We start from the raw sequence: 21,995 nt of genomic DNA, 5'->3' as shown, positions 1-21,995 counted from the left end.
ATGCATTTATTAAAACGAAACATTTTCATTTTCCTAATACTGCTGGTCTCGATTTTCATTTTCTCAATTCTCATAATATATCCGCTGGCCCTACTAATAGTTCTTGGTCTTCCAATGATCCCAAGGGCACTTTCGGTAATTAGTTTCATTCAGGCTATTGAGGTTACCGTGGTCATGTCCACATTATCAGCCCTGGTGGCAATCATAATGGGTACGCCAATAGCATACGTGATGGCTAGGTACGAGTTTCACCTGAAGAGCGTTGTTGATGCCTTGATTGATGTACCGATAATGATACCACACATAATAGTGGGTATAATGATTGTTCTAGCCTTCGCATCGCGTTATGGCCTTGGTCCCTTCCTGAAGGCGCATGGCATAAACTTCATTAATACGTTGTGGGGGGCTACAGCTGCCGTGGCCTTCCTGTCATCCACATACTACATAAGAGTTGTTGAGGCATCAATTAGGATGGTAAGTCCTGACATGGAGGCCGTGGCTAGAACACTGGGTGCGGGTCGATTAAGGGTGTTCACGTCAATAATACTGCCAAGGATCTGGAGGCCGATGGCCACAGGCGCAATATTATCATGGGCCAGGTCGGTGTCTGAGGCCGGTGCCCTATTCATTGTAGCCTACTATGTGTTATTTGGCAGAAACCTCGTTTACCCAGCCTCTGTGTACATTTATGAGAGTTATGTGGGCATTGGTTTGGTGAATGCCGTGGAATTTTCAGCAGCGCTTGTGGTCATTATGCTGATAATTTTCGTTGCATATAGGATTTTGGTTAGCCTGGGTGGTGGTAATGCCTGGCATGGTTGAGTTACGGGGGGTTACTGTACATTTAAGGTATTTCACATTCGGCCCAGTAAATGTCGTTTTCAAGCGCAATACATACAATATAGTGCTTGGTCCCACTGGTTCTGGTAAGAGCACGTTATTGAAGATTATTGCCGGTATTTACAGGGTGAGTGAGGGTGGTGTGTTTATAGATGGCGCTGATGTGACTTATGAACCGCCGGAGAATCGGGACGTGTCCTATGTACCGCAGGGCTATGCCATTTTTGATCATATGACTGTTTATGAAAATATTGAGTATGGACTTAAATTCAGGGGTGTGCCTAAGAAAGAAAGGCGTAGGTTGGTTCAGGAAATGGCCAAGGACCTAGGTATTGATTATTTACTCAATAGGAGGGCTATTAATCTTAGTGGTGGTGAGCAACAGAGGGTTGCTTTGGCGAGGGCCCTTGTTGTTAAACCTAGGGTTTTATTACTTGACGAGCCTCTATCAATGCTTGATAGAGATACCAAGGAGAGAATAATCCCCTTATTAAAGGAGTTGCCTGGGAGGTATGGAATAACCGTTATACACGTGACTCATGACTGGGATGAGGCTTACTCATTAGCTGATAAATTATTAATAATTAATGAGGGTAAGGTCGTGGAGGAGGGAGACCCAGAGCAAGTATTTACTAGACCGAGTAGGGTCTTTACGGCGCGCTTTCTTGGTTTTCAAAACGTAATTAAGGGTTTAGCGGAGAGAACGGAGAACGGAAGTTTGGTTAGGTTGGGCAATGGCATTTCACTTAATGTTAATGGAGAAGTTGATGGGGAGGTTTACGTATGTATAAGGCCTGAGTGGATCGAGGTACTGGGGGTTAGTGATAATAATGATCATTATAATGTGGTTGGAGGCGTTGTTCGTGAGATTATTAGGAATAGGCTTGGTTATAGCGTTTTGGTTGCTGTAGATAATGACCTATCGCTTGTTGCCTTTTCAAGGGTTGCCTTTAAACCTGGCGAGAAGGTGATGCTTAGGATACCCAGGGATAGTGTCCATGTTGTTAAGGGTGATAATTAATTTATTTGCATGCATATGAATGATTGACGCATAAATTCTATACTAAGCGATTGCCGAATTCATCTTTAGAAATCAATATAAATCCTCTGGCGCATAACAATCGATGGGTGAGGAATCAAATAAATGGTTTAAGGTAGCAATTGAGGCCTCGAAGAGGTATGGAGGGAAAATAATGGTTCTCCCTAAGGTGCCGGTTAGGAGCCTGCAGGACTTCTCGATATGGTATACACCAGGCGTGGCAGCTGTTTCAAAGGAAATAAATGCGGATGTTGACAAGTCCTTTGATTACACATGGAGGTGGAACGCAATTGCGATATTGACCGATGGTAGTAGGGTCCTTGGGCTTGGTAATGTTGGCCCGGAGGCTGCGATGCCTGTTATGGAAGGCAAATCCCTCCTCTTTAAGTACCTTGGTGGTGTTGATGCTATACCACTTCCCGTAAGGGCTAGTACCCAGGATGACCTTGTTAACATTGGTAAGGCGATAGAACCTGCCTTCGGCGGGATCAACCTTGAAGATACCGAATCACCAAAGTGCTTCTATGTCTTAGATAAATTAAGGGAGGAACTAAGGATTGCTGTTTGGCATGATGACCAACAGGGAACAGCCGGCGCAATACTGGCTGGGTTAATTAACGCCTTTAAGGTTGTTGGTAAGAGGATTGAGGATTCCACAATAGTGTTCATTGGTGCCGGTGCGTCGAATATAGCGGCAGCCAGGATATTGATTAAGTACGGCGTTAAACCAGGCAATATAATGCTCGTTGATAGTAAGGGAATACTGCACCCTGAGAGGGAGGATATGGACAAGCTGATGCTTACCAATCCTTGGAAGTATGATTTAGCAATAAAGACCAATGCAGAGAGAAGAAGGGGCGGTATTAAGGAGGCTCTTGTCGGTGCCGACGCTGTGGTTGCCGCATCGGTCCAGGGACCAGGCGTGATTAAGAAGGAGTGGGTTAGGTCTATGAATAAGGACCCAATAGTATTCGCGCTGGCAAACCCAATACCCGAGATCTGGCCCTGGGAGGCCAAGGAGGCTGGTGCTAAGGTTGTGGCCACTGGCAGGAGCGACTTCCCCAACCAAGTCAATAATTCCCTTGTATTTCCTGGCGTATTCAGGGGTGCATTGGATGCCAGGGTCAGGACAATAACTGATGAAATGATACTAGCTGCGGCGCAGGAAATTGCTAATTTCGTTGGCGATAAATTAAGTGCAGACAAGATACTGCCAACCATGGAGGAGTGGGACTTCTACCCGAGGGTTGCTGCGGCTGTTGCAGTTAAGGCTACGGAACAAGGTATAGCAAGGAAGCCATTGTCCTGGAGAGAGGAGTATGAGAGAGCTAAGGAGATTATAGCCGCGGCTAGGATGATGATCGAGACACTATTTGGGAGGGGATTAATAAGGGATTTATTGAGCGATTTAACATAATCTATACAGAGTCCTTTATCTGCTCAAGTAGTGAAATAACCTGCCAGAAAATAACCCTACTAAAAAGCGGCATGTTTGGGTCTGCCAATGCCTCATCAAGTATGCTAATCACTGTTGCTGCCTTTAGGCCTGGGCTCATGCCTGGGTCCATTAGTATCCTGGCAGCCTCGCTGGCAGCCCTCCTGATATTTCTAGGTATGCCCATGTCCTGGATGACCCTAGTTAAATAATAGAGGGCTTGCTTTATTCTCTCATCCGTCTCATCCTTGCTTAAACCAGGGGCTTGCTTACTTGACATAACCATCACCAGAAAAGCCTATTGATTGAACAATCGTTAATAACCAATATAAAAACATTTTCTTTGATTAATTCATTAATTAGGTCATAAATTTCATATTTTTTCATGGATTTATCATGCATGAACTATTTACGTTCTCATGTACATGATAATCATTAATTGATTTCATAATTCGTACGTATATACAATAATTATATAAAGTAACCAGGTATAGAATGAATATTTTTATAACAAGCGAATGTTTTTTAAATAAGTACATTTAAGTCCACCTAATGTCAATAACCGAGGAGGTTGACCAGACCGATCTTGAGATACTGAAGATGTTACAGGACGACTGCAGGATTACCCTAGATGAAATGGCTAATAAGCTGAAGATCTCGAAATCCACCGTATACTATAGGATTAAGAAGCTTGAGAGGTTGGGCATAATACTTGGTTGCCACGCTAAGCTAAGCCCTGAGAAGATGGGTAAGGACTACGTGGCCGTGATACTCGTTAAGGCTAAGTACGGGCCTGGCTATCATGAGAAAATCGGGCAGAAACTGGCGAATATTGGCGGCGTTACCACCGTATACTACATATTTGGTGAGTGGGACTTTGTAATGCAGGTTAGGGCCAGTGGTAAGGACGAGATTCTTAGGATCCTTGAACAAATAATGAACATGGAGGAGGTTGAGAGGACCTCAACATTGATAGTTGCTAAGGTAATTAAGGAGGACCCAAGGTTACCTATTTAGAACAATTGCCTTGCCCTGGGACGCCGTTATTAAAACATGAGGAGTAAGTTTAAGATATTTGTTGTTTTGATTCTAATTAATGGGATTAACCCTTTGGCTATTGGACGTAACTTATGGCATAGTTGGTAATGCGCCGGAGATTAGATTATTCGGTATTACTAATGATGGCAAGAGGGCTCTTGTCCTAGACAGGTCCTTTAGACCCTACTTCTATGTATTAGCATCTGGTGATGTTAATGCCGTATTCACTAATGTCAAGCGTAAGTTTGAGGGTAGAGTGTTAAGCGTAGAGGTAGTTAAGCGCAGGTTATTTGGTAATGAGGTAGATGCAATTAAGGTAACTGCAACAATCCCTGAGAAGATTAGGGAACTCAGGGAACTTGCCGCGGAGATTCCGGGTGTTGAGGATGTACTTGAGGCCGATATTAGGTTCTCACAGAGGTATCTGCTGGATATGAGTATTAAGCCAAGTAATTGGGTTGTTGTTGATCAGTGTGAGGAGGTTAAGGGTAATTACCAAGTTGACTTGGTTTGCCTTGCCAAGACAAGACCCAGGATGATTGAGGAACATAGATTACCTAGTTTTAGGATACTTGTTTTTGATATTGAGGTCTATAATCCAAGAGGCATGCCGAGCCCTGATAGGGATCCCGTGATAATAATATCCACTATGACTAAGGAGGATGGCATTAAGATGTTTGTGGCTGATGATGGCAAGAACGATAGTAAGGTAATTAGGGAATTCCTTGACTACTTTAGGAGGTACGACCCAGACATTGTTGTTGGCTACAACAATAATGGCTTCGATTGGCCCTACTTGGTGAATAGATCCTCCAGGGTCGGCGTTAAACTGGCATTATCCAGAATGGGTAGTCCACCTGAGCCCAGTGTTTATGGGCATTGGTCAATAATTGGTAGGGCTAATGTCGATCTTTATAACTTCATTGAGGAAATTAACGAAATAAAGGTGAAGAGTCTCGATAGGGCTGCGGAGTTCTTTGGAATAATGAAGAGGGATGAACGTGTTTTAATACCTGGCCATAGAATACATGAATACTGGGATGATGAGTCTAAGCGCGATCAACTCCTTAAGTACGCCAGGGATGATATAGTAAGTACTTATGGCTTAGCTGAGAAACTTCTTCCATTTGCTATTCAATTATCATCAATATCAGGGCTTCCACTAGATCAAGTAGGTGCGGCTAGTGTTGGTGCTAGGGTTGAGTGGATGATATTCTATGAGGCCGTTAAGAGGGGCGAATTGGCGCCCAACCGTGAGGAGAGGCCCTACGAGACCTACAAAGGTGCTGTGGTGCTCGAGCCCAGGCCTGGCCTTCATGAAGATATTGCGGTGATTGATTTCTCAAGTATGTATCCAAATATTATGATGAAGTATAACGTTTCACCAGATACTTTGGTACATGGGGACTGTGGTGATTGCAATGTGGCCCCTGAGGTTAGTTACAAATTTAGAAAAGCACCAGAGGGATTGTATCCAGGACTACTTAGGGTTTTAGTTGATAGTAGGCGTAGGGTTAGGGAGTTAATGAGGGGTTATCCAGAGAATAGCCCTGAGTGGGTTCTTTTGAACGAGAGACAGAGGGCGCTTAAGGTTATGGCTAATGCCATGTATGGTTACTGCGGTTGGTTAGGGGCTAGATGGTATAGGCGTGAAGTCGCAGAGTCGGTCACTGCGTGGGGCAGGAACTTACTTAAGACTGTTATTGAGAAGGCTAGGTCCTTAGGTCTTCCAATTATTTATGGTGATACTGATAGCTTATTTGTTAGGAATATTAGTGATAAGGTTGAGGCCCTAATTGATTATATCAATAATGAGCTTGGGTTTGAAGTGAAGGTTGATAAGGTGTATAGGAGGGTTTTGTTTACTGAGGCTAAGAAGAGGTATGTTGGCTTGACGGTTAGTGGTGAGATCGATATTGTTGGTTTTGAGGCAGTTAGGGGTGATTGGGCTGAGATTGCCAAGGATGTCCAGGAGAGAGTTGCCGAGATAGTCCTATCCACGGGTGATGTTGATAGGGCGGTTTCTTATGTTAAGTCCATAATTGACAAGGTTAAGGCATATCAATTTAATATTGATGATGTGATCATATGGAAAACCCTTGATAAGTCCCTGGATGATTATAAGGTATTAACTCCTCATGTTGCGGCAGCAAGGCAATTAGTTGAGGCTGGTTATAAGGTTGGTAAGGGCGACATAGTAGGTTACGTTATTGTCAAGGGCGGTGGCGCAAAACTAGCATATAGGGTAAAGCCATACATGCTTGTTAAGGATAATAGGGAAATCGATATTGATTACTATGTTGAGAAGCAGATTGTGCCTGCCGCCATGAGAATACTGGAGGTTCTGGGAGTTAAGGAGTCACAGTTGATGATGGGAAAGACTGGTAAATCAATACTTGATTACTTTTCTTAATTTTCAATGCATTATTTTTAAAATGTTTTAAGATAACTGAAATCACTACTTACTTCCAGCCTTACTTAAGTATTCATCTATTGTTAGTATTAGCATGTCAGTGGGCACCTTCGTTATATTACCCACCCTTGACATTAACAATAGCTTGACGCCTTTACTTGATGCTACGTCAACGAGACGCTGTGTGCATACGCCATCAAAAACGACTGCATATGCGTTGGTTAGTTGCTGAAGCGTATCCACTAAGTCTCTAACGGGTATCCTCTTTATCTCTGTCCAGTGATCATCATAAATAATCGCCTCAAGGGTACCACTTAGCTTCTTCATCTCATCAACGACATTTTGTGGTAATTGCGGCAATTCAAGACTTACCTGTGGAGACTGCGATGGTTGTGGATTTGGAGGTTGTGATGTTGCCACGATCTGGGGTTGTTGTGGTTGCTGTACTGGCTGTTGTATTACTTGGACCTTCTCCGCTGGCTGTGGCTGTGTTTGTTCCTGTATTGATACCTCTATTGCTTGCGGCTGTGGTACCTCCTGTTGTGACTGCCTTGCCTCCTCAATTAACTTTCTCTCCCTCTTCTCAAGGCTCGCTAGGTATTCCTCAGTGGGTATCTTATTCCTGAGCGCCTTCGTTATTTCCTTGGCCGTCAACTGCTCAACTTCCTTACCAGGCGGTGCCCTGGCAATGTAGTCAATGTCGGCATACTTAAGCAATTCCTTAAGTAACATTTCGCCACCCCTATCACCATCTACAAAGGCCACTGTAGTCTTCTTCCTACTTAGCTCTATCACGGTCTTTGGAACACCACCACTTGAACCGCCTAGGCCTATTACGTTCTTGAACCCATGCTTCACTAAATTAAGTACATCAGCCCTGCCCTCAACAATTATTATCGTGTCCGCCTTATCAACCTCAGGTCCCGCTGGCAATTTCTCAGGCCCATACTCAACCACCTCAGTTTCCCTAATGCTCTCCATGAATTTCGTAATTAACTCCTTAGTGTCAGGCAACGCCTCATGCTCAACAAGCTTAAGCAATTCCCTAGCCCTATCGAAAACCCTCTTCCTTTTTTCCTCCCTCAAATCCCTAATCTCAACAACCTGAACCTTGGCGTTGTAGGGACCCACCTTGTCCACGGTCTCTATCATTGCAGCCACAAGGGCTGTTTCATACCTATCCAGATTTGATGGAATGTAGACCTTACCAATGGTCCTATCACCCTTATACTCCGCCTCAACCTCTATCCTACCAATCCTACCATTCATTTGAAGCTCCCTAAGATCAAGTTCATTACCCAACAAACCCTCTGTTTGACTGAACAATGCGCCTATTATGTCGTACTTCTCCACTGTTCCCTGAACCTCCACATTCGCAATTATTAAATACTTAGCTACTATGGTTAAGGCTCCCATTACGACACCAAGTATTTCAAGATTAAACTAGGTTAAAATAGTTTCTCTTGGCAAAAACAATTACTAATAGGGCAAGGCTATTTAAAGGAGTCAATGCGGCATACCACGTGTCCACGGACTTATTAAAGATTTATGAAAAACTTGGTTCCATTGCAAGGGACGCCCTTAATTACGCAATGTCCATAATAGAACCGGGGATACCGATTTTCGAGCTTTGCGACAGGGTGGAAAACAGGATTAGGCAGAGCGGGGCGAAGCCCGCGTTCCCAGTTAATGTGAGTATAAATGAAATTGCTGCCCACTACACCGCAGTTATAGGCGATAAGTCAGTAATTCCCAAGGGCTCCATTATAAAGATAGACCTTGGTGCCCACATTGATGGTTACATAGTGGACACCGCCGTCACAGTAACCTTTAATCCAATGTATAGCCAATTAATAAAGGCGTCAATGAAGGCCCTAGAGACGGCGCAGTTGAGTATGAAGCCAGGCGTTACTCTAACCTCAATTGGCGCACAGATAGAGAGGGTGATAAGATCCTATGGGTTCAAGCCCATTAAGAACTTGAGTGGTCACTTGATCAGGAAGTATGAATTACATGCAGGCAAATCCGTGCCTAATTATGACAATGGCGATAAACAGAGAATTAATGATGGAGAGGTTTACGCAGTTGAGCCGTTCTCCACTAATGGCGCTGGTTACGTGGACGATGGGGAGCAGGTCACGATCTATCAATTAATAAAGAACCCAAGGACTAAGGATCCTCACTACGATGTACTCTCGTACATTAGTAATGAAATAGGTCCATTGCCATTTACTCCAAGGTGGTTAGTACCAAGGTTCGGTGATGGGATTGGTAATTTAATTCACGAATTACACATGAAGGACTACATATATGGGTATCCCGTGTTGATAGAGCATGGCAAGGGCATGGTGGCCCAGGTCGAGGATACGTTCATAATAACGAAGGACGGCGCCGTACCGGTGGTTAACGTACTTTCATTATTAAAGTAGTGAATCATCACTTCCCAAATCTTCTTTCCCTCTTTGTGTAATTATCAAGCGCCTCCTTAAGATCATCCTTCGTGATCTCAGGCCAATACTTATTCAGTATGTAAAGCTCGGAGTACGCAGTTTCATATAACAGGAAGTTGCTTATTCTGTGTTCTCCGCCTGTCCTAATTACCAAGTCTGGTTCTGGGTATGGTTCATCGCTAACGTATAGGTATTTAAATAAGGTATTCTCATCCAAGTCACTGACGCCTATTTTCCCGCTATTGAGGTCAATAAATAACCTCTTTATTGCGTCAATGACCTCCTGCCTACCTCCATAGATCACTGCTAGATTTAAGTAATGATTGGAGTAATCGGCGGTATATTCCTCGGTTAGCGCTATCTCTCTACGCACATCCTCAGGCAATAGCCAAGTCCTGCCAATTACCCTGACCTTGATCTTGTTCCTATGTATTCTCTCGTCATTTCTTATCTTAATCATTTTCTCCTTGAGCAACCTATATAAAAGTTCTAACTCTGACCTGGATCTCCTGAAGAAATTCTCTGTGGATAATACGTACACTGTGACTATCTTTATACCAAAGTCAAGCGACCAATCCAGGAAATCCTCAACCTTATCTGAACCAACCCTGTAGGCCTCTGTTATTGGTAACCCCATCTTTCTAGCCCACCTCCTATTTCCATCTGGTATAACACCTATGTGCATTGGTACTATTGTCGGCATTTTATTGCCTTTTGGGCGTATTTGCCCTTTTAAAGTTATGCATCGCCTAATCTGCGGTCTTAACCGCTAGGTAATAAATTTAACTTATATCACTAAATACGAGGATGAAGGCATAATGAGGGTATTAATACTTGGTATTGATGGATATTTAGGCTGGGCATTGGCGTTAAGACTTGTCAGGAGGGGTCACGAAGTCGTCGGCATTGATAACTTATATACCAGGAAAGCCGTGGCTGAAGTAGGCTCTGACTCAGCTCTACCGATACTTTCAATGCAGGATAGGATTAAGGCAGTAGAGGAGGCCTTTGGCGCTAGGATAGAATTCATTGAGGGCGATGCCACTAATTACTACCTAATAAGGAAGGCGATGGATAAGCATAGGCCTGATGCAGTGGTTCACTTTGCGGAGCAGAGATCCGCACCATACTCGATGATTGACATAGAGCATGCCAAGCACACTGTAATTAATAACCTCACATCAACGTTAAACGTCATATATGCAATCAAGGAACTCAAGAGGGATGTTCACGTACTTAAGATGGGCACCTTAGGTGAGTATGGTTATCCAGCGTTTAGGATACCTGAGGATGCGTTTATCGACGCCGTGATACAAGGCATCAGGGATAAGATTGTCGTCCCCAGGTGGGCTGGCTCCTGGTACCACTGGAGTAAGGTGTTTGATTCATACATGCTCCTCTATGCGAATAAACTGTGGGGTTTGACAATAACTGATTTTCACCAGGGCCCTGTGTATGGGACTAGAACGACGGACATTGTTTCCGAGGAGTTATTCACTAGGTTTGATGTTGATGATGTGTGGGGTACGGTGATAAACAGGTTCTGCGCTGAGGCGGTCATTAATCATCCATTGACTATATACGGCAGCGGGCTCCAAAAGAAGGGCTTTACATCACTTGAGGATACGATAACGGCATTGGCGGCGCTTATTGAGAACCCACCAGAACCTGGTGAGTTTAGGACTGTTCATCACTATAGGGAGATAAAGACTCTGAATGAAATGGCTGAACTGATTAGGAGGGTAGCTAAGCAAATCCTTGGTTATGAACCGGAAATAATGCACTTGCCCAATCCTAGGGTTGAGCCTGAGGAGGACCTACTCTATGAACCGGAGAAGAGGGTGTTGCCTAAACTCGGTATTTATAGACTTACGAGGGTGATGGAGGACGAGGTAGTTATGATGCTCAAGGATCTGAAACCACACGCTGATAGGGTTAAGAGGATTGAGGCGTTGTTTAGGCCAAGGGTTAAGTGGAGAGATTGAATGCCATGCCCAACACTAAATAAATTAATACTAGTTTGTTTTGCCGTTGTTAATGAGATTATTATTCATACATGCGGAGGACTTCTCATACCAGGTTAGGGATAAGGCCGTTGAAAACCCAGAACCATTAACGCCAGAGCTCGAGAGGGGTTCTGCTAAGAATGCACTCGTGGTTTTCATGAGTGTTGAGGAAAATGACAGTGAGGAGGCTAACTACATAAACTACGTGGTTGATGAAATACTGGATGTACTGAACAAGGTTAGGGCATCCCAAATAGTCCTCTATCCATATGCACACCTAAGTCCCAATCTCGCAAAACCCAACAAGGCGATGGGTATATTGCTGGCTGTCCATAGCAGGTTGAGGGAGAAATCACCAGTGCCAGTCTCAAGGGCACCCTTTGGTTACTATAAGGCATTCGACATTAAGTGCTACGGCCACCCACTCTCGGAACTCAGTAAGTCCCTTAGTCCAGTAACAATGGGTGTGCAAGCAACACAACAGACAGTAAGTAGGGATTACTATGTAATATTGACGCCCACCGGCGAGGAATATGACGCCATAAAGTATCAATTTAAGCCCAATGAGGATGACCTAAAGGCGTTGGTAGAGAAGGAGGTTTTGAAGAGGGAGCTTGAGGGCGGTAAGGAACCCAGGTACATTGATTATTGCCGTAAATTCGGCTTCGAGTGGGAACCCATGAGTGACGTGGGTCACATGAGGTATGGACCAGCAGCCACATTGATGATGGAACTCGTCGAGGACTACGCATGGAGACTAGCCAATGAGCTTGGTATACCCGTGTTTAAAATTAGAGGCACCAACATGTTCAGGCGTGGAGAGAGAGCCATTGATGAACATGCAAGGCTGTTTAATGAGAGAATGTATACCATGGAGGGCGACAAGGACGAATTGATCATGAGATACGCCGCTTGCTTCCAGCAATTCGCAATGATAAAGGATTGGGTACTGAGCTATAGGGACATACCAATAGGTATGCTTGAGGTAGCCGATAGTTATAGGTATGAGCAACCCGGCGAGACAGTGCTATGCTTTAGGCTCAGGAGGTTCTACATGCCCGACCTACACATATTTACGAAGAGCCTCAATAATGCCATGGATGTGGCCCTGAGACTTCATGAAATAATATTTAGAGAAATTAAGAAATTAGGTAGGGATTACGTAAGTCTATACAATGTTTCTAAGCAATTCTACAATGAGCACAGGGACTACCTAGTTGAGTTGGCTAGGCGTGAGGGCAAGCCAATACTCATCAGGATAATGCCAGAGCAGAAGTATTACTGGGTCCTCAATGTTGAGTTTCACATAGTCGATGAGTTGAGGAGACCTAGGGAAATAGCCACGTTCCAGTTCGACGTTGGTAATGCCCAGAGGTTTGGCATTAAGTATAGGGATGAGAATGGGGAGGTCAAGTACCCAGTGATTATACATACGGCAATAATAGGCAGTGTTGAGAGGTACATATATGCGCTCCTCGACACTGCGGCAATAACGGAGACCAGGGGCGAGACGCCGAGATTGCCAACCTGGATATCGCCAATACAGGTTAGAGTTATACCAATTAGTAAGGAGCACATGACCTTTGCCAATGACGTTGTCTCAAGGCTCGAGGGGGCTATGATCAGGGTTGATGTTGATGATAGGTTTGACGAGACTCTGGCCAAGAGAGTTAGGGATGCAGAGACCTTCTGGGTTCCCTATGTCGTGGTTATTGGAGAGAGGGAGGCTAAGGCGGGGAAATTGAGCGTTAGAGTTAGGGGTGCTCAGAAACCCATTGAGATGGGCATCGACGAGCTCATCGGCAGGATTGAGGGGGAGATCAAGGGCTACCCAAGGAGACCATTAACGATGCCTAAGTACCTAAGTATGAGACCAGCCAGTATAATTACCTAAGGATTCAGTGCTCTTCCCACTCATCACTTTATCAGGCAGCAGCCTTATCTTCACCTAATAAGAATAAATAAAGAGGAGAATTAAATTTTAATTTTAGGTATGAAGACAACATTGTTATTAACCTACGCCATACCAGGGAGCCCACTTAGCCCAAATCAAAGTGTGTTCAAATGTGGCGCTTATGCCTATGAAGAATGCCAAAATCCCAGAGAGGATTAGTAACACCATCACTAGGACACCAACGTACCTACTTACATTACCCCTTGGCAGCATGGCTCCTGGGCTTATTAGCATGGCTATCCCTAGGAATAGGTACATGGCGCTCGCGAATAGGGGTTCCGTAGTTAGCCCATGCACCAGTATATCGATGCCATAAACAATAACAGGAATGCTAAACAACGCAATGGGTAGTGCTAAGTACCTCAAGTCAGCACCAATGTACATGGCCAAACCAAGCATTAATGATACTAGGCCAAATATCGGCCATGCATCGGAAAAGACCAGGTTATACGAACTTGGAAGTGGCCAAGTCATTGTGGCCCAAAGACCAGTGGCCAGCGCGTAGATCCCAACGCTAATGAAAAATAGGCTTAGGCACTTATTTATATTAATGCATACAGTGGCCCCTTGAGTCCTCTCAATAGTCTCTGCCCTAGATCCATCAGTGGCTATTCTAGGTCTCCTAACGAAAATCATAAAGACGCCGTATGCGGCGGTTATTAGTGTTATTCCAAGTGTCATTAGCCAGATGTCCAGTGTATCCATAAAGAGACCCGCCATTCCCTATCACCAAGCTCATTCAGTTGATTGAATTATATAAACCAGCACATAAATGCACTTAATGCACTGATTTTTACACTTAAAAGCTCAATATTTAATAATTGTATTAATTAGCATGTAAATAAATACTAATGACTATAAAAGCATTCATGCGAATTCCTTATTCAACTTCTTACTTAACAGCAAACTTATTTAATTTTCAGGATTGTTAATATTGAATTAGCAATGGTCAGATTTAGCGAATTACCGCCTGAATTCTGGAGGGAGTTCAAGCTTTGGCGTATTGTAAGGAATGAGTTTAGTGGTTTATCACCGCCCGGGAATTTTGTCGGTTCCTTTAATTATCCATACATTAATGTTGGCGCATTAGTTAATAATGATAGTGAGGATGTGACAATACTCGATAATCCAGAGGAGTGGTTTAGGCGTGGCCTTACCCAGTGGGATATTGTTAGGTTGAGGTCTAGGGTAATACTTACTAGGACAAGGGCCTCAATTAAATCACTTAATAATCCCATTATTAGTAGGGTTCAGGAACTGAGTATTGGGCGTAATTCTGTCGATGTTGAGGTTAGGCTTAAGAAATTGATGCTTAGGGCATTGGCCGATGATTATCACGCACCTCTTGGTAATATTGGTGAGGTGAAGGACCTGAGGATAACGTCTAATGTTAGCACTGAACGTGTCGTTGAGAGACTAATCAATGACCATGACGTGGACACTAGGACAGCAGTTACTGAGTTGTATCGTAGTTCAATACCCGTATCAAGAATACAGCGCATGTTTGCAGTTGGGTTATTAGGCGATGGGAGGTTTAGGAGGTTAGTACCAACAAGGTGGTCGATAACGGCTGTCGACTCGATAATTAGTGATTACCTCAGGAATAAGGTTGTTGATCATGGTGAGGTTGAGCAGATTGAGGTACATAAAATGGAGTACATGGGAAATAGGTACTTCGTAATACTCATGCCTGGCCCATGGAGGTACGAACTCATTGAACTGAAGATGCCAGGTTCGGTATGGAATAGGGACGGTAATTCACCCAGGGTTTTCACTGATTATGAAAGTGTAAGGGACATGAAGGGATATGCGGAGAGTACTGGCGGGGCATTCTACGCAATTAGACTTGGTATATTGGAGTACCTTAACAAAATCAATATGCAGGCGTCAGTGATAGCGATTAGAGAGGTAACTCCTGACTACAGGGTCCCCCTTGGTATTTGGCAGGCTCGTGAGGCAGTTAGGAACGGCATGGGTGTTAATGCAAGGAGGTTTTCCAGTGCTAATGAGATGATTAATTACGTTAATAATGCATTACTAACGGGTAGTCTATGGCTTGGCCATAGCCGCCTAATTAGGGAGTTTAGGAATAACCTGGTTAGGTTCCTCACTTAATTATTGATAATACCATGCCTATTATTAGGAAAACGGTTAATACTGGTGAGCTTGACTTAAACATTTGCCAGAATATTTCCCTGTTTGGTTTGATTATTGCCTTAACACTGTAATAGCTACTCCAGGCTACTGTGATGAGCAGAATTACCAAGCCAATTATGTTACTGAGCATGTATAAGTACAGGAATAACATGTATATGTTCGAGAATATGTTTAATGCTGCAACAAGGATCATTGCTTTATCCTCGTTTATCTCAAGGGGCAGCATCCTAATGCAAGTCCTTGAATAATCATCCTTAGCCCTAATAACCAGGCTCCAGATATGCGCAGGTATCCATAGGTAGATGGCCATGGATAGCAGGAGCGCCTCGAGGTCCAGGGGCCTAACTACAGTCCACCCAGCCAGTAATGCAGCATTACCTGCCACACCGCCAATGAGTATATTAGCCCAACTCCTACACTTCAGGAACACTGTATATGCAATTGCGTAGAAGAACCAGCCAAGTATTACGAAGATCATTGGTAATAAACCAAGCCATACATAGGATAGGATGAAACCAAGGATTGATAGAGCAATGGCCTCAATGAAAGCATTACCTGGCTTTACACGGCCTGCAGGTATTGGTCTACTCCTCGTCCTTGTCATTTGAGCGTCTATACCTCTCTCGTAATACATGTTAAATACTGCTGAACCACCGGTACTCAGGAACCCAACAAGCGCCAGTTCTACTGCACGTGTAGCGTTTACCCTGGGTGCGGTAGCAAAGATGTAGCCAGCTACTGCAGCAAGTACAAGCAACCAAATGACCCTTGGTTTCATCAATACCACGTAGTCCTTAACCGCCACATTGGATTATCATTAGAACTCTCATTAAAAACTTTATTCCAGTACACAATTAAAATATAATTAGTCCATGCGTTCAATTATTTTAACGCCTTATGTTATTCCTATTTTATTTAATAACAATAAAACTAACAATTCTGTAGTTAATTGCGTGAGGGCTGGCGTCATCATTAAGGCACAGAGCCCCAGGGCATTTTGGTTCAGGGTATTTGATAACGCGGAGAATCAGGTTAATGTGGGTACTTTCGTAACCCTGGAGAATTATGAAAGTAAGGCAGATGGCCCAATACTTGCCAGGGTAACCAGGGTTATTAGGCATAATTACCTGGTGGATGATAGGGTCATTGCCCAGTTGGGTAGTGAGGATGTGATAAACACCTTTAGGGACTACGGTATTGATATTCAGTATATAGCTCAGTCAACACTGGCCAGGGCATCGATAATTGGTTACAGGGTTGGCACGCGTTTCTCCAAGCCCCTCAAGCCTCCCAAGCCCATGGACTTCGTTTACCTACCAACTGAGCCCGAGTTAGGCAGGATGCTTAGGCTTAGTGGTGATGGTGTTAGGCTGGTAATTGGTAATATTAGGTCATTAACAATACCGGCGGAACTAGATGCTAATAAATTGGTGTCGCACCACTGCGCAATACTGGCTGCAACCGGTGGTGGTAAGTCCTGGCTTGCGGGGGTCATTATTGAGGAGTTAGCATTAAGGGCCGAGATCCCAATAATAATTATTGATCCTCATGGGGAATACTCGGCAATGCAGGTTCCCAGGTCATCAACCGAGAATGCGAAATATGTGTCTAACTTGGTTAGGGTTTATGTGCCGGGCAAGGTTGACACCACCAACCTAGATGAGTACTTTAGGAACAAGTATGGTGTTGAGAGGAGGTATGCCAGGTTCGGTATTAACCCCAGGTCGCTGTCGCTAAGGCTCATGGAGGGATTATTGAATCACTATTATGGCTTAACTGACGCCCAAAGGAGGATCCTAGAGGAGGCTTGGCAATACATGAGCATAAGCAATAATGAGTTAACAAGCATGGAGGAGTTCCTAAGCGACCTGGAGAAGAATGGCGGTAGGGTCGTCAGGGGCTACGGAAATGAATTAGCTCTATCCACATTAATGACTAAGGTCAGGATGTTAGTGGAGAATAGGCCATTTTTCATAACCAGGCCCGGGGAGTTCTATGGTAATGAACCGATAAGGCTACTGGAAATCAAGGAACTCATGGAATATGGAATACACGTACTCGACTTAAGTGGTTTAGACCTAATAGACCAACAGGCCCTAGTGGCCTTGGTGTTGAATAAGGTATTTACCACATCAGCCACAAGGAGGAATAAGCCTGTCTTCATTGTAGTTGAGGAAGCCCATAACTACGCGCCGTCCGTCGGATCATCACTGAGCACATCGACATTAGTAAAGATCGCCAGAGAGGGCCGCAAGTTTGGCGTCGGTCTCTGCATAATCAGTCAAAGACCATCCAAGGTCCACCCTGACGTCCTTAGCCAATGCTTAACCCAGGTCTTCAAGAGAATAATAAACCCCATCGATCTCAAATACGTTAGGAACATTGTGGAGTTCATCTCCGATGAAGACCTATGGGAAGTTAGAGTACTCAATGAGGATGATGCCTTGGTAACTGGATTGGCTGTCCCAATGCCATTACCCATTAAGGTGAGGGATAGGTTAACGGAACATGGCGGTGTGACACCTACGCTTACGCCGAGGGGTAATATTACGGTGTAACTCAAGTATAATTTGTATATATGTAAAGCCAGGTAAAACTTTTATTGTACTCTCGTGGAATGGGGGCGTGAGGATAATTCTGGGCACGCCGATTAATTCGAGGCCGAAGCCTTGGCTTTACTTTCGTGTACCCGCCCTTATGGTGAACGCCTTCGATATATTGAGGAGCGGGATTTACGAAGAGGATCATTCAATAAAGAATTCACTGCAGTATGATGGTGAGGTGTGGATGGATAGTGGTGGTTTTCAATTCCTAAGGTACGGTAAGATACCTGACATAGAAGAACTAGCCAGGATCTATGACCAAGTTTGGGACGCCAGGTACTTCCTAAACCTGGACTACCCACCAAGCCCCACTGACTCGGAGCATGATCTAGAGACTAAGTTGAGGAGATCCCTGGATAATTATGAACATTTGATTAAGAAATTTGATAATGTATTACCGGTCCTCCATTACCACTGGAAGACCGACATAATAATGAGATACCTACTCAAGTACCTAAACTTCAACCCCAAGTGCATAGCCATAGGTGGCTTGGTGCCTTATGTATTAATTAGTAGGGGTGCCCCTAAGAACTCGCGAAGAACAGCATTGGGTTTTTTACTGAAGATTAAGCGGGAAACGGATTTGTGTATCCACGTACTTGGCCTAGGCTCGCCTGTAATTAACCCCATACTAAGCATGATTAATATTGATAGCACTGACACGAGTACCTGGAGGGTTAAGGCGGCCTATGGAAAGGTTGTCATGCCAGGCGGTGGTGAGAGGCATGTGAGCGGCAGGGCAATTAATTTCGGTGGGAAGAAGGCGACAAGTGATGACTTGGCTAGGCTTTATGAGTTCCTTAGGAGCACTGGTTTTCCTGTGCTTGATAGATTCGATGATATTAAACTCAGTTTTGAGTACAGAGCATTGGTCAATGCTTGGGTAGTACTTAACAGCTTCGAGAAGCCTGGCTCCGGTGTGTTTAGGAACATCTATGATGAAGTGACAAATGAATTAGCTAAGGAAGTACTTGAGAGAGCATACTGAAGGATTATATTTATTAATGCTTGATGTCTTCTAGGGTACCGTGAAGAGGGTTCAGAAGAATTGCATTACCTTAGTTGTGGATGTTTGTAATGATTCGCTGAATAAGTTCAAGGGTGCCCTAAATACTGCAATTAAGAGGGCTGGGTTTGGCGGTGCACTAAGGATCCTTGTTTATAGGTGCAGGGAATTGGATTTCAATAACTATGTCAGGGAATTGAATTCCGTAGTAGCCAATAACTTCTCGGTTACGATCTTTGTTTATGAACTCGATGATTTGAACGCAGTATTTAATGAACTTAATAAGAATATATTTAGTGGTTGCGATAGTTACAGCGTGCTATCGACAATTGATCTACCAGCGGGTATTGATTATGAAAAAATGAAATAGTCAGCTTAGCCCAGCACATCACTGCTCAGACCTTGCAAGCAACATCACTACCTAGGGACTGCCCGATCCAGTTTTTAACTTTGCCCTTCTAATTTCATGATTAAACGTAATAAGGTACCTACATAATTATGGTCATTAAGCCATTACCCAGGTAATTGTCAGGAAATACTAGGGATGATGAAAACTACTTGATTATTCAATCCAGTAATAATGATTGATTGATCTGTTGAGTACGGGATCGTGCAGTTCAATCTCGAAGTAACCACTGGGCTTTATTTGTCCCTTTATTGTTGGTATTGTTCCTGAGAAAACAACCACGTTCTTTAAATCCGGCACAACCTCTCGTATCAAGTCAACAAGCTTCTCGGGGGTAAGTAGGAACTTCGTTGTTCCCTCCTGGTAAAGCGTCTTCTTATCATCCTCAAGTATCCAGCTCCTCAGTACCAATTCATCCCAGTGATCCTTAATATCCCTGAGCGGCCACGCTCTTCTAGCGACTATTTTGGGGTACATGTGCTTACCGGCAAGTACACTGCATCTCTCGGCCTCCCTGTCAGTGTGGTCACTTCCGACAGTTACGTAGATCTCATCCTCATTCTTAACCAGCAGTACATATTCAACCTCGCCGCTGTGTAGGTCGCTAACCCTCCTAATGTAGTTACTTGTTGTGACTAGGTATGGCTGTAATACGTATATTTCCGGTATGTTCTTAGGGCCGCTAATGCCTATCCTGCTTAGTTCCTCAACTTCCTTCTTAATGATGTCCGTGTTCCTCCCCGTCCATACGAATATTACTAGGTCGCTAACGGCTATTTCAATATCTCTTTCATTACCATTCTTGAGTTCAATTGTTACATTAAGTCTATGCATAGACGAACTCTGGTTTATAAATTAATCACCTTATTAAATTTTTGGTTCTACCTGCTCAAAGATTTATTAGGCGGCGGAAATACTAATAAACACTAAAGGCGATATAACCAAGATGATTTCGGAAATAACTAGGTTAGGCTTAGTATCAGAGATAAGGCTCTCAATACCCAATGCCGATGATGCACTTGACTACCTAAGACTTATGTTGAATAATTTAATAGGGTTAATGGCGTCAATACCTCCAGCCCTAGCCCAAAGCATCAAGCCTGAGATACCGATATTTGTGAAGTCCATGGATGGTGAAACCGAGATCTCAATACATTACTCACCACTAATGCCCCTAATCCGAATAAGGACATCTAGGGAGCTAATGAACAAAATAAACGGCATTAACTTCATAGGGGTTGTCCTAGACCTAGGAGGCACAGTGCTGAGAATGTATAGGGCAAAGGAGGAAATGAACAAGGACAGAGAGAAGTTATTACTTCTTTTTAGAGTTTTTATGAATTCCGACATAGAGCTACTGCCATTGCCAAGCGTCTCCAGGGGGCAGGGTAACGTTATTATTTGATCTATCACGGTTATCGTTCATAGAAATGCTTTTATTTAGTTAGGTATGGTGGTTATTGATGCCATTTAGCCATACGAAGATTGTAGGACCCACTGGAAGGTATGGGGCAAGGTATGGAATGGGCATTAGGAAGAAGGTGCTTCAAATAGAGGTTAAGCAAAAGGGTAGACATAGATGCCCAAGGTGTAAGTCCCTAGTTAAGATGGAGAGGATTGCCTTCGGCATATGGAAGTGCCCCAAGTGTGGCTATACCTTCGCTGGTGGCGCCTGGGCTCCGCAGACGATAATGGGTAAAACACTGGCCACAGAGACCGCGGCTAAGCAGGGTACTAGGGTAGGTACTAGGTTGTAATGGGCATAGTGGTGTTAACATCATCACGTAATGCCGGTACTAGAATGAGGCAGTTTCTCAACGAGCTAGAGGTGGTGATACCCAATGCCGTCAAGGTTAATAGGGGCAGGCTATCAATCGTGGAGGTTGCGGGCAGGGCGTTTAGCCTAGGCGCTGATAAGATACTGTACATTGGTTCGAGGGGTGGCAACCCAGGTTTTATACGTTTTTTGAGAATTAGGAATGGATTAATTGAGGTAATGCCATACTTCATAAAAATACTGGGTGTAAAGCTTCTGGTGGATATGCCTGTGGGCGTGAAGAGCGTGAGGAAGGCGCAGAGCGGCATTATTGTCTCCCTAGGCGAGTACATGGAGATTGCGGATATACTTAGTGAACAACTTGAGTTGCCGAGTATTAGGGTGAATGATTTTGAGAGCGTTAGGGGTATGTATGATGCTATTTTCCTGGTGCGTGGGTTAATAAACGGTTATGAGATCCAGGTACTTAATGGTAGGGATTTGGGCCCCTATGGGCCTTTTGTTAGTGTGGGTGATGTCGCTTATACGAAGCCTAGGGTGATTAAGCTTGAGTGAGTGCTTGTTTAGGGCCGTGTTTTCATTGAGGGATACCGATAAGGATTTAATCATTAAATCATTCAAGACATTGGAGAGGGAGATGAGGTTTAGCAGAGGTTTTGTAAGTATTGGTGCCGATGACGATGGCGTAACCATAGTAGTGTGCGCTAGGGATTTGTCAAGCCTAAGGAGCTTAGTTAATGGAGTTATGAAGTCGCTGTATTTAATTTTCGAGGCCGTTAACCTAGGCGCTTGAGGTTAGTTGTTTGAAATTCCCTATGGCGTGTTTTTGAATACTTACGTGTGGATTAATATTTATTAAGGCTTAGCTCAA

At 44.0% G+C, this 21,995-nt stretch carries 22 protein-coding genes; 16 read left to right on the top strand and 6 right to left on the bottom strand.

Annotation, left to right across the window (positions count from 1 at the left end; all coding sequences use genetic code 11):
* From Vsou_RS05545 to Vsou_RS05535, 3 genes are all read left to right on the top strand, one after another.
* Positions 1-822 carry an ABC transporter permease gene (locus tag Vsou_RS05545; RefSeq protein ID WP_188602617.1) on the top strand — a complete coding sequence of 274 codons (822 nt, stop codon included), beginning with the start codon at positions 1-3 and terminating at the stop codon, positions 820-822.
* Positions 806-1,861, top strand: a complete 1,056-nt coding sequence (locus tag Vsou_RS05540) for an ABC transporter ATP-binding protein (protein WP_229709659.1) — start codon at positions 806-808, stop codon at positions 1,859-1,861. The genes Vsou_RS05545 and Vsou_RS05540 overlap by 17 nt, the downstream gene beginning before the upstream one ends.
* 103 nt (positions 1,862-1,964) lie before the next feature.
* A complete protein-coding gene (locus tag Vsou_RS05535; RefSeq protein ID WP_188602313.1) occupies positions 1,965-3,296 on the top strand; it encodes an NAD(P)-dependent malic enzyme in 1,332 nt (443 codons plus the stop codon).
* 1 nt (position 3,297) lies between these two features.
* Here the strand turns inward: Vsou_RS05535 and Vsou_RS05530 are convergent, their stop codons facing one another.
* Positions 3,298-3,600, bottom strand: coding sequence for a stationary phase-response protein (locus tag Vsou_RS05530; RefSeq protein ID WP_188602314.1), 303 nt, complete (start codon positions 3,598-3,600; stop codon positions 3,298-3,300).
* Between the two features lie 266 nt (positions 3,601-3,866).
* Between Vsou_RS05530 and Vsou_RS05525 the strand changes: the two genes are divergently transcribed.
* Positions 3,867-4,331, top strand: a complete 465-nt coding sequence (locus Vsou_RS05525; protein ID WP_054843168.1) for an Lrp/AsnC family transcriptional regulator — start codon at positions 3,867-3,869, stop codon at positions 4,329-4,331.
* Between the two features lie 79 nt (positions 4,332-4,410).
* The gene (locus Vsou_RS05520; protein WP_188602315.1) at positions 4,411-6,765 is read left to right on the top strand and encodes a DNA-directed DNA polymerase; all 2,355 of its coding nucleotides are present in this window, start codon (positions 4,411-4,413) and stop codon (positions 6,763-6,765) included.
* 45 nt (positions 6,766-6,810) lie between these two features.
* On the opposite strand, the gene dnaG is transcribed toward Vsou_RS05520, so the two are convergent.
* Entirely contained in the window at positions 6,811-8,181 is a 1,371-nt protein-coding gene (gene dnaG / locus Vsou_RS05515; protein ID WP_188602316.1) for a DNA primase DnaG, read from the bottom strand.
* A gap of 107 nt (positions 8,182-8,288) precedes the next feature.
* Here dnaG and map point away from each other — a divergent pair, with 107 nt between their 5' ends.
* Positions 8,289-9,194, top strand: coding sequence for a type II methionyl aminopeptidase (gene map / locus Vsou_RS05510; RefSeq protein WP_188602317.1), 906 nt, complete (start codon positions 8,289-8,291; stop codon positions 9,192-9,194).
* A gap of 7 nt (positions 9,195-9,201) precedes the next feature.
* Here map and uppS read toward each other — a convergent pair whose 3' ends face one another.
* The gene (uppS, locus tag Vsou_RS05505) at positions 9,202-9,918 is read right to left on the bottom strand and encodes a polyprenyl diphosphate synthase (RefSeq protein ID WP_188602318.1); all 717 of its coding nucleotides are present in this window, start codon (positions 9,916-9,918) and stop codon (positions 9,202-9,204) included.
* 115 nt (positions 9,919-10,033) lie between these two features.
* Here uppS and agl3 point away from each other — a divergent pair, with 115 nt between their 5' ends.
* Together agl3 and Vsou_RS05495 are read left to right on the top strand one after the other, a co-directional pair.
* Complete coding sequence (agl3, locus tag Vsou_RS05500) at positions 10,034-11,200, top strand: UDP-sulfoquinovose synthase (protein ID WP_188602319.1); 1,167 nt, start codon at positions 10,034-10,036, stop codon at positions 11,198-11,200.
* A 52-nt stretch (positions 11,201-11,252) separates the two neighbouring features.
* Positions 11,253-13,115, top strand: a complete 1,863-nt coding sequence (locus Vsou_RS05495) for a threonine--tRNA ligase (protein WP_188602320.1) — start codon at positions 11,253-11,255, stop codon at positions 13,113-13,115.
* Between the two features lie 117 nt (positions 13,116-13,232).
* Here the strand turns inward: Vsou_RS05495 and Vsou_RS05490 are convergent, their stop codons facing one another.
* On the bottom strand, positions 13,233-13,895 hold the full coding sequence (locus Vsou_RS05490) for a DUF981 family protein (RefSeq protein WP_188602321.1): 663 nt from the start codon (positions 13,893-13,895) through the stop codon (positions 13,233-13,235).
* Positions 13,896-14,120: 225 nt separating this feature from the next.
* Between Vsou_RS05490 and Vsou_RS05485 the strand changes: the two genes are divergently transcribed.
* On the top strand, positions 14,121-15,290 hold the full coding sequence (locus Vsou_RS05485) for a hypothetical protein (RefSeq protein WP_188602322.1): 1,170 nt from the start codon (positions 14,121-14,123) through the stop codon (positions 15,288-15,290).
* Here the strand turns inward: Vsou_RS05485 and cyoE are convergent.
* Positions 15,283-16,137, bottom strand: coding sequence for a heme o synthase (cyoE, locus tag Vsou_RS05480; RefSeq protein ID WP_188602323.1), 855 nt, complete (start codon positions 16,135-16,137; stop codon positions 15,283-15,285). The two genes, Vsou_RS05485 and cyoE, sit on opposite strands and share 8 nt — an antisense overlap.
* A 148-nt stretch (positions 16,138-16,285) precedes the next feature.
* Here cyoE and Vsou_RS05475 point away from each other — a divergent pair, with 148 nt between their 5' ends.
* From Vsou_RS05475 to Vsou_RS05465, 3 genes are all read left to right on the top strand, one after another.
* The gene (locus Vsou_RS05475) at positions 16,286-17,890 is read left to right on the top strand and encodes an ATP-binding protein (RefSeq protein ID WP_188602324.1); all 1,605 of its coding nucleotides are present in this window, start codon (positions 16,286-16,288) and stop codon (positions 17,888-17,890) included.
* A 67-nt stretch (positions 17,891-17,957) separates the two neighbouring features.
* Positions 17,958-18,923, top strand: a complete 966-nt coding sequence (locus Vsou_RS05470) for a tRNA guanosine transglycosylase family protein (protein WP_188602325.1) — start codon at positions 17,958-17,960, stop codon at positions 18,921-18,923.
* A gap of 40 nt (positions 18,924-18,963) precedes the next feature.
* A complete protein-coding gene (locus Vsou_RS05465) occupies positions 18,964-19,311 on the top strand; it encodes a hypothetical protein (protein ID WP_054843171.1) in 348 nt (115 codons plus the stop codon).
* Positions 19,312-19,503: 192 nt separating this feature from the next.
* On the opposite strand, the gene Vsou_RS05460 is transcribed toward Vsou_RS05465, so the two are convergent.
* Entirely contained in the window at positions 19,504-20,181 is a 678-nt protein-coding gene (locus Vsou_RS05460) for a DUF2848 family protein (protein WP_188602326.1), read from the bottom strand.
* Positions 20,182-20,293: 112 nt separating this feature from the next.
* On the opposite strand from Vsou_RS05460, the gene Vsou_RS05455 reads away from it, so the two are divergent.
* The 4 genes from Vsou_RS05455 to Vsou_RS05440 are packed head-to-tail and all read left to right on the top strand — an operon-like array spanning position 20,294 to position 21,917.
* Positions 20,294-20,752, top strand: a complete 459-nt coding sequence (locus Vsou_RS05455; protein WP_188602327.1) for a hypothetical protein — start codon at positions 20,294-20,296, stop codon at positions 20,750-20,752.
* 58 nt (positions 20,753-20,810) lie between these two features.
* The gene (locus Vsou_RS05450) at positions 20,811-21,104 is read left to right on the top strand and encodes a 50S ribosomal protein L37ae (RefSeq protein ID WP_188602328.1); all 294 of its coding nucleotides are present in this window, start codon (positions 20,811-20,813) and stop codon (positions 21,102-21,104) included.
* The gene (locus Vsou_RS05445) at positions 21,104-21,679 is read left to right on the top strand and encodes a Brix domain-containing protein (protein ID WP_229709660.1); all 576 of its coding nucleotides are present in this window, start codon (positions 21,104-21,106) and stop codon (positions 21,677-21,679) included. Before Vsou_RS05450 ends, Vsou_RS05445 begins: the two co-directional genes overlap by 1 nt.
* Positions 21,672-21,917, top strand: coding sequence for a KEOPS complex subunit Pcc1 (locus tag Vsou_RS05440; RefSeq protein WP_054843174.1), 246 nt, complete (start codon positions 21,672-21,674; stop codon positions 21,915-21,917). The genes Vsou_RS05445 and Vsou_RS05440 overlap by 8 nt, the downstream gene beginning before the upstream one ends.
* The last annotated feature ends 78 nt before the right edge of the window (positions 21,918-21,995 follow it).

Source organism: Vulcanisaeta souniana JCM 11219 (assembly GCF_026000775.1).
Classification (GTDB): domain Archaea; phylum Thermoproteota; class Thermoprotei; order Thermoproteales; family Thermocladiaceae; genus Vulcanisaeta; species Vulcanisaeta souniana.
The sequence above is the reverse complement of the archived record's forward strand: the minus strand, read 5'-3'. Positions and strand labels throughout refer to the sequence as shown.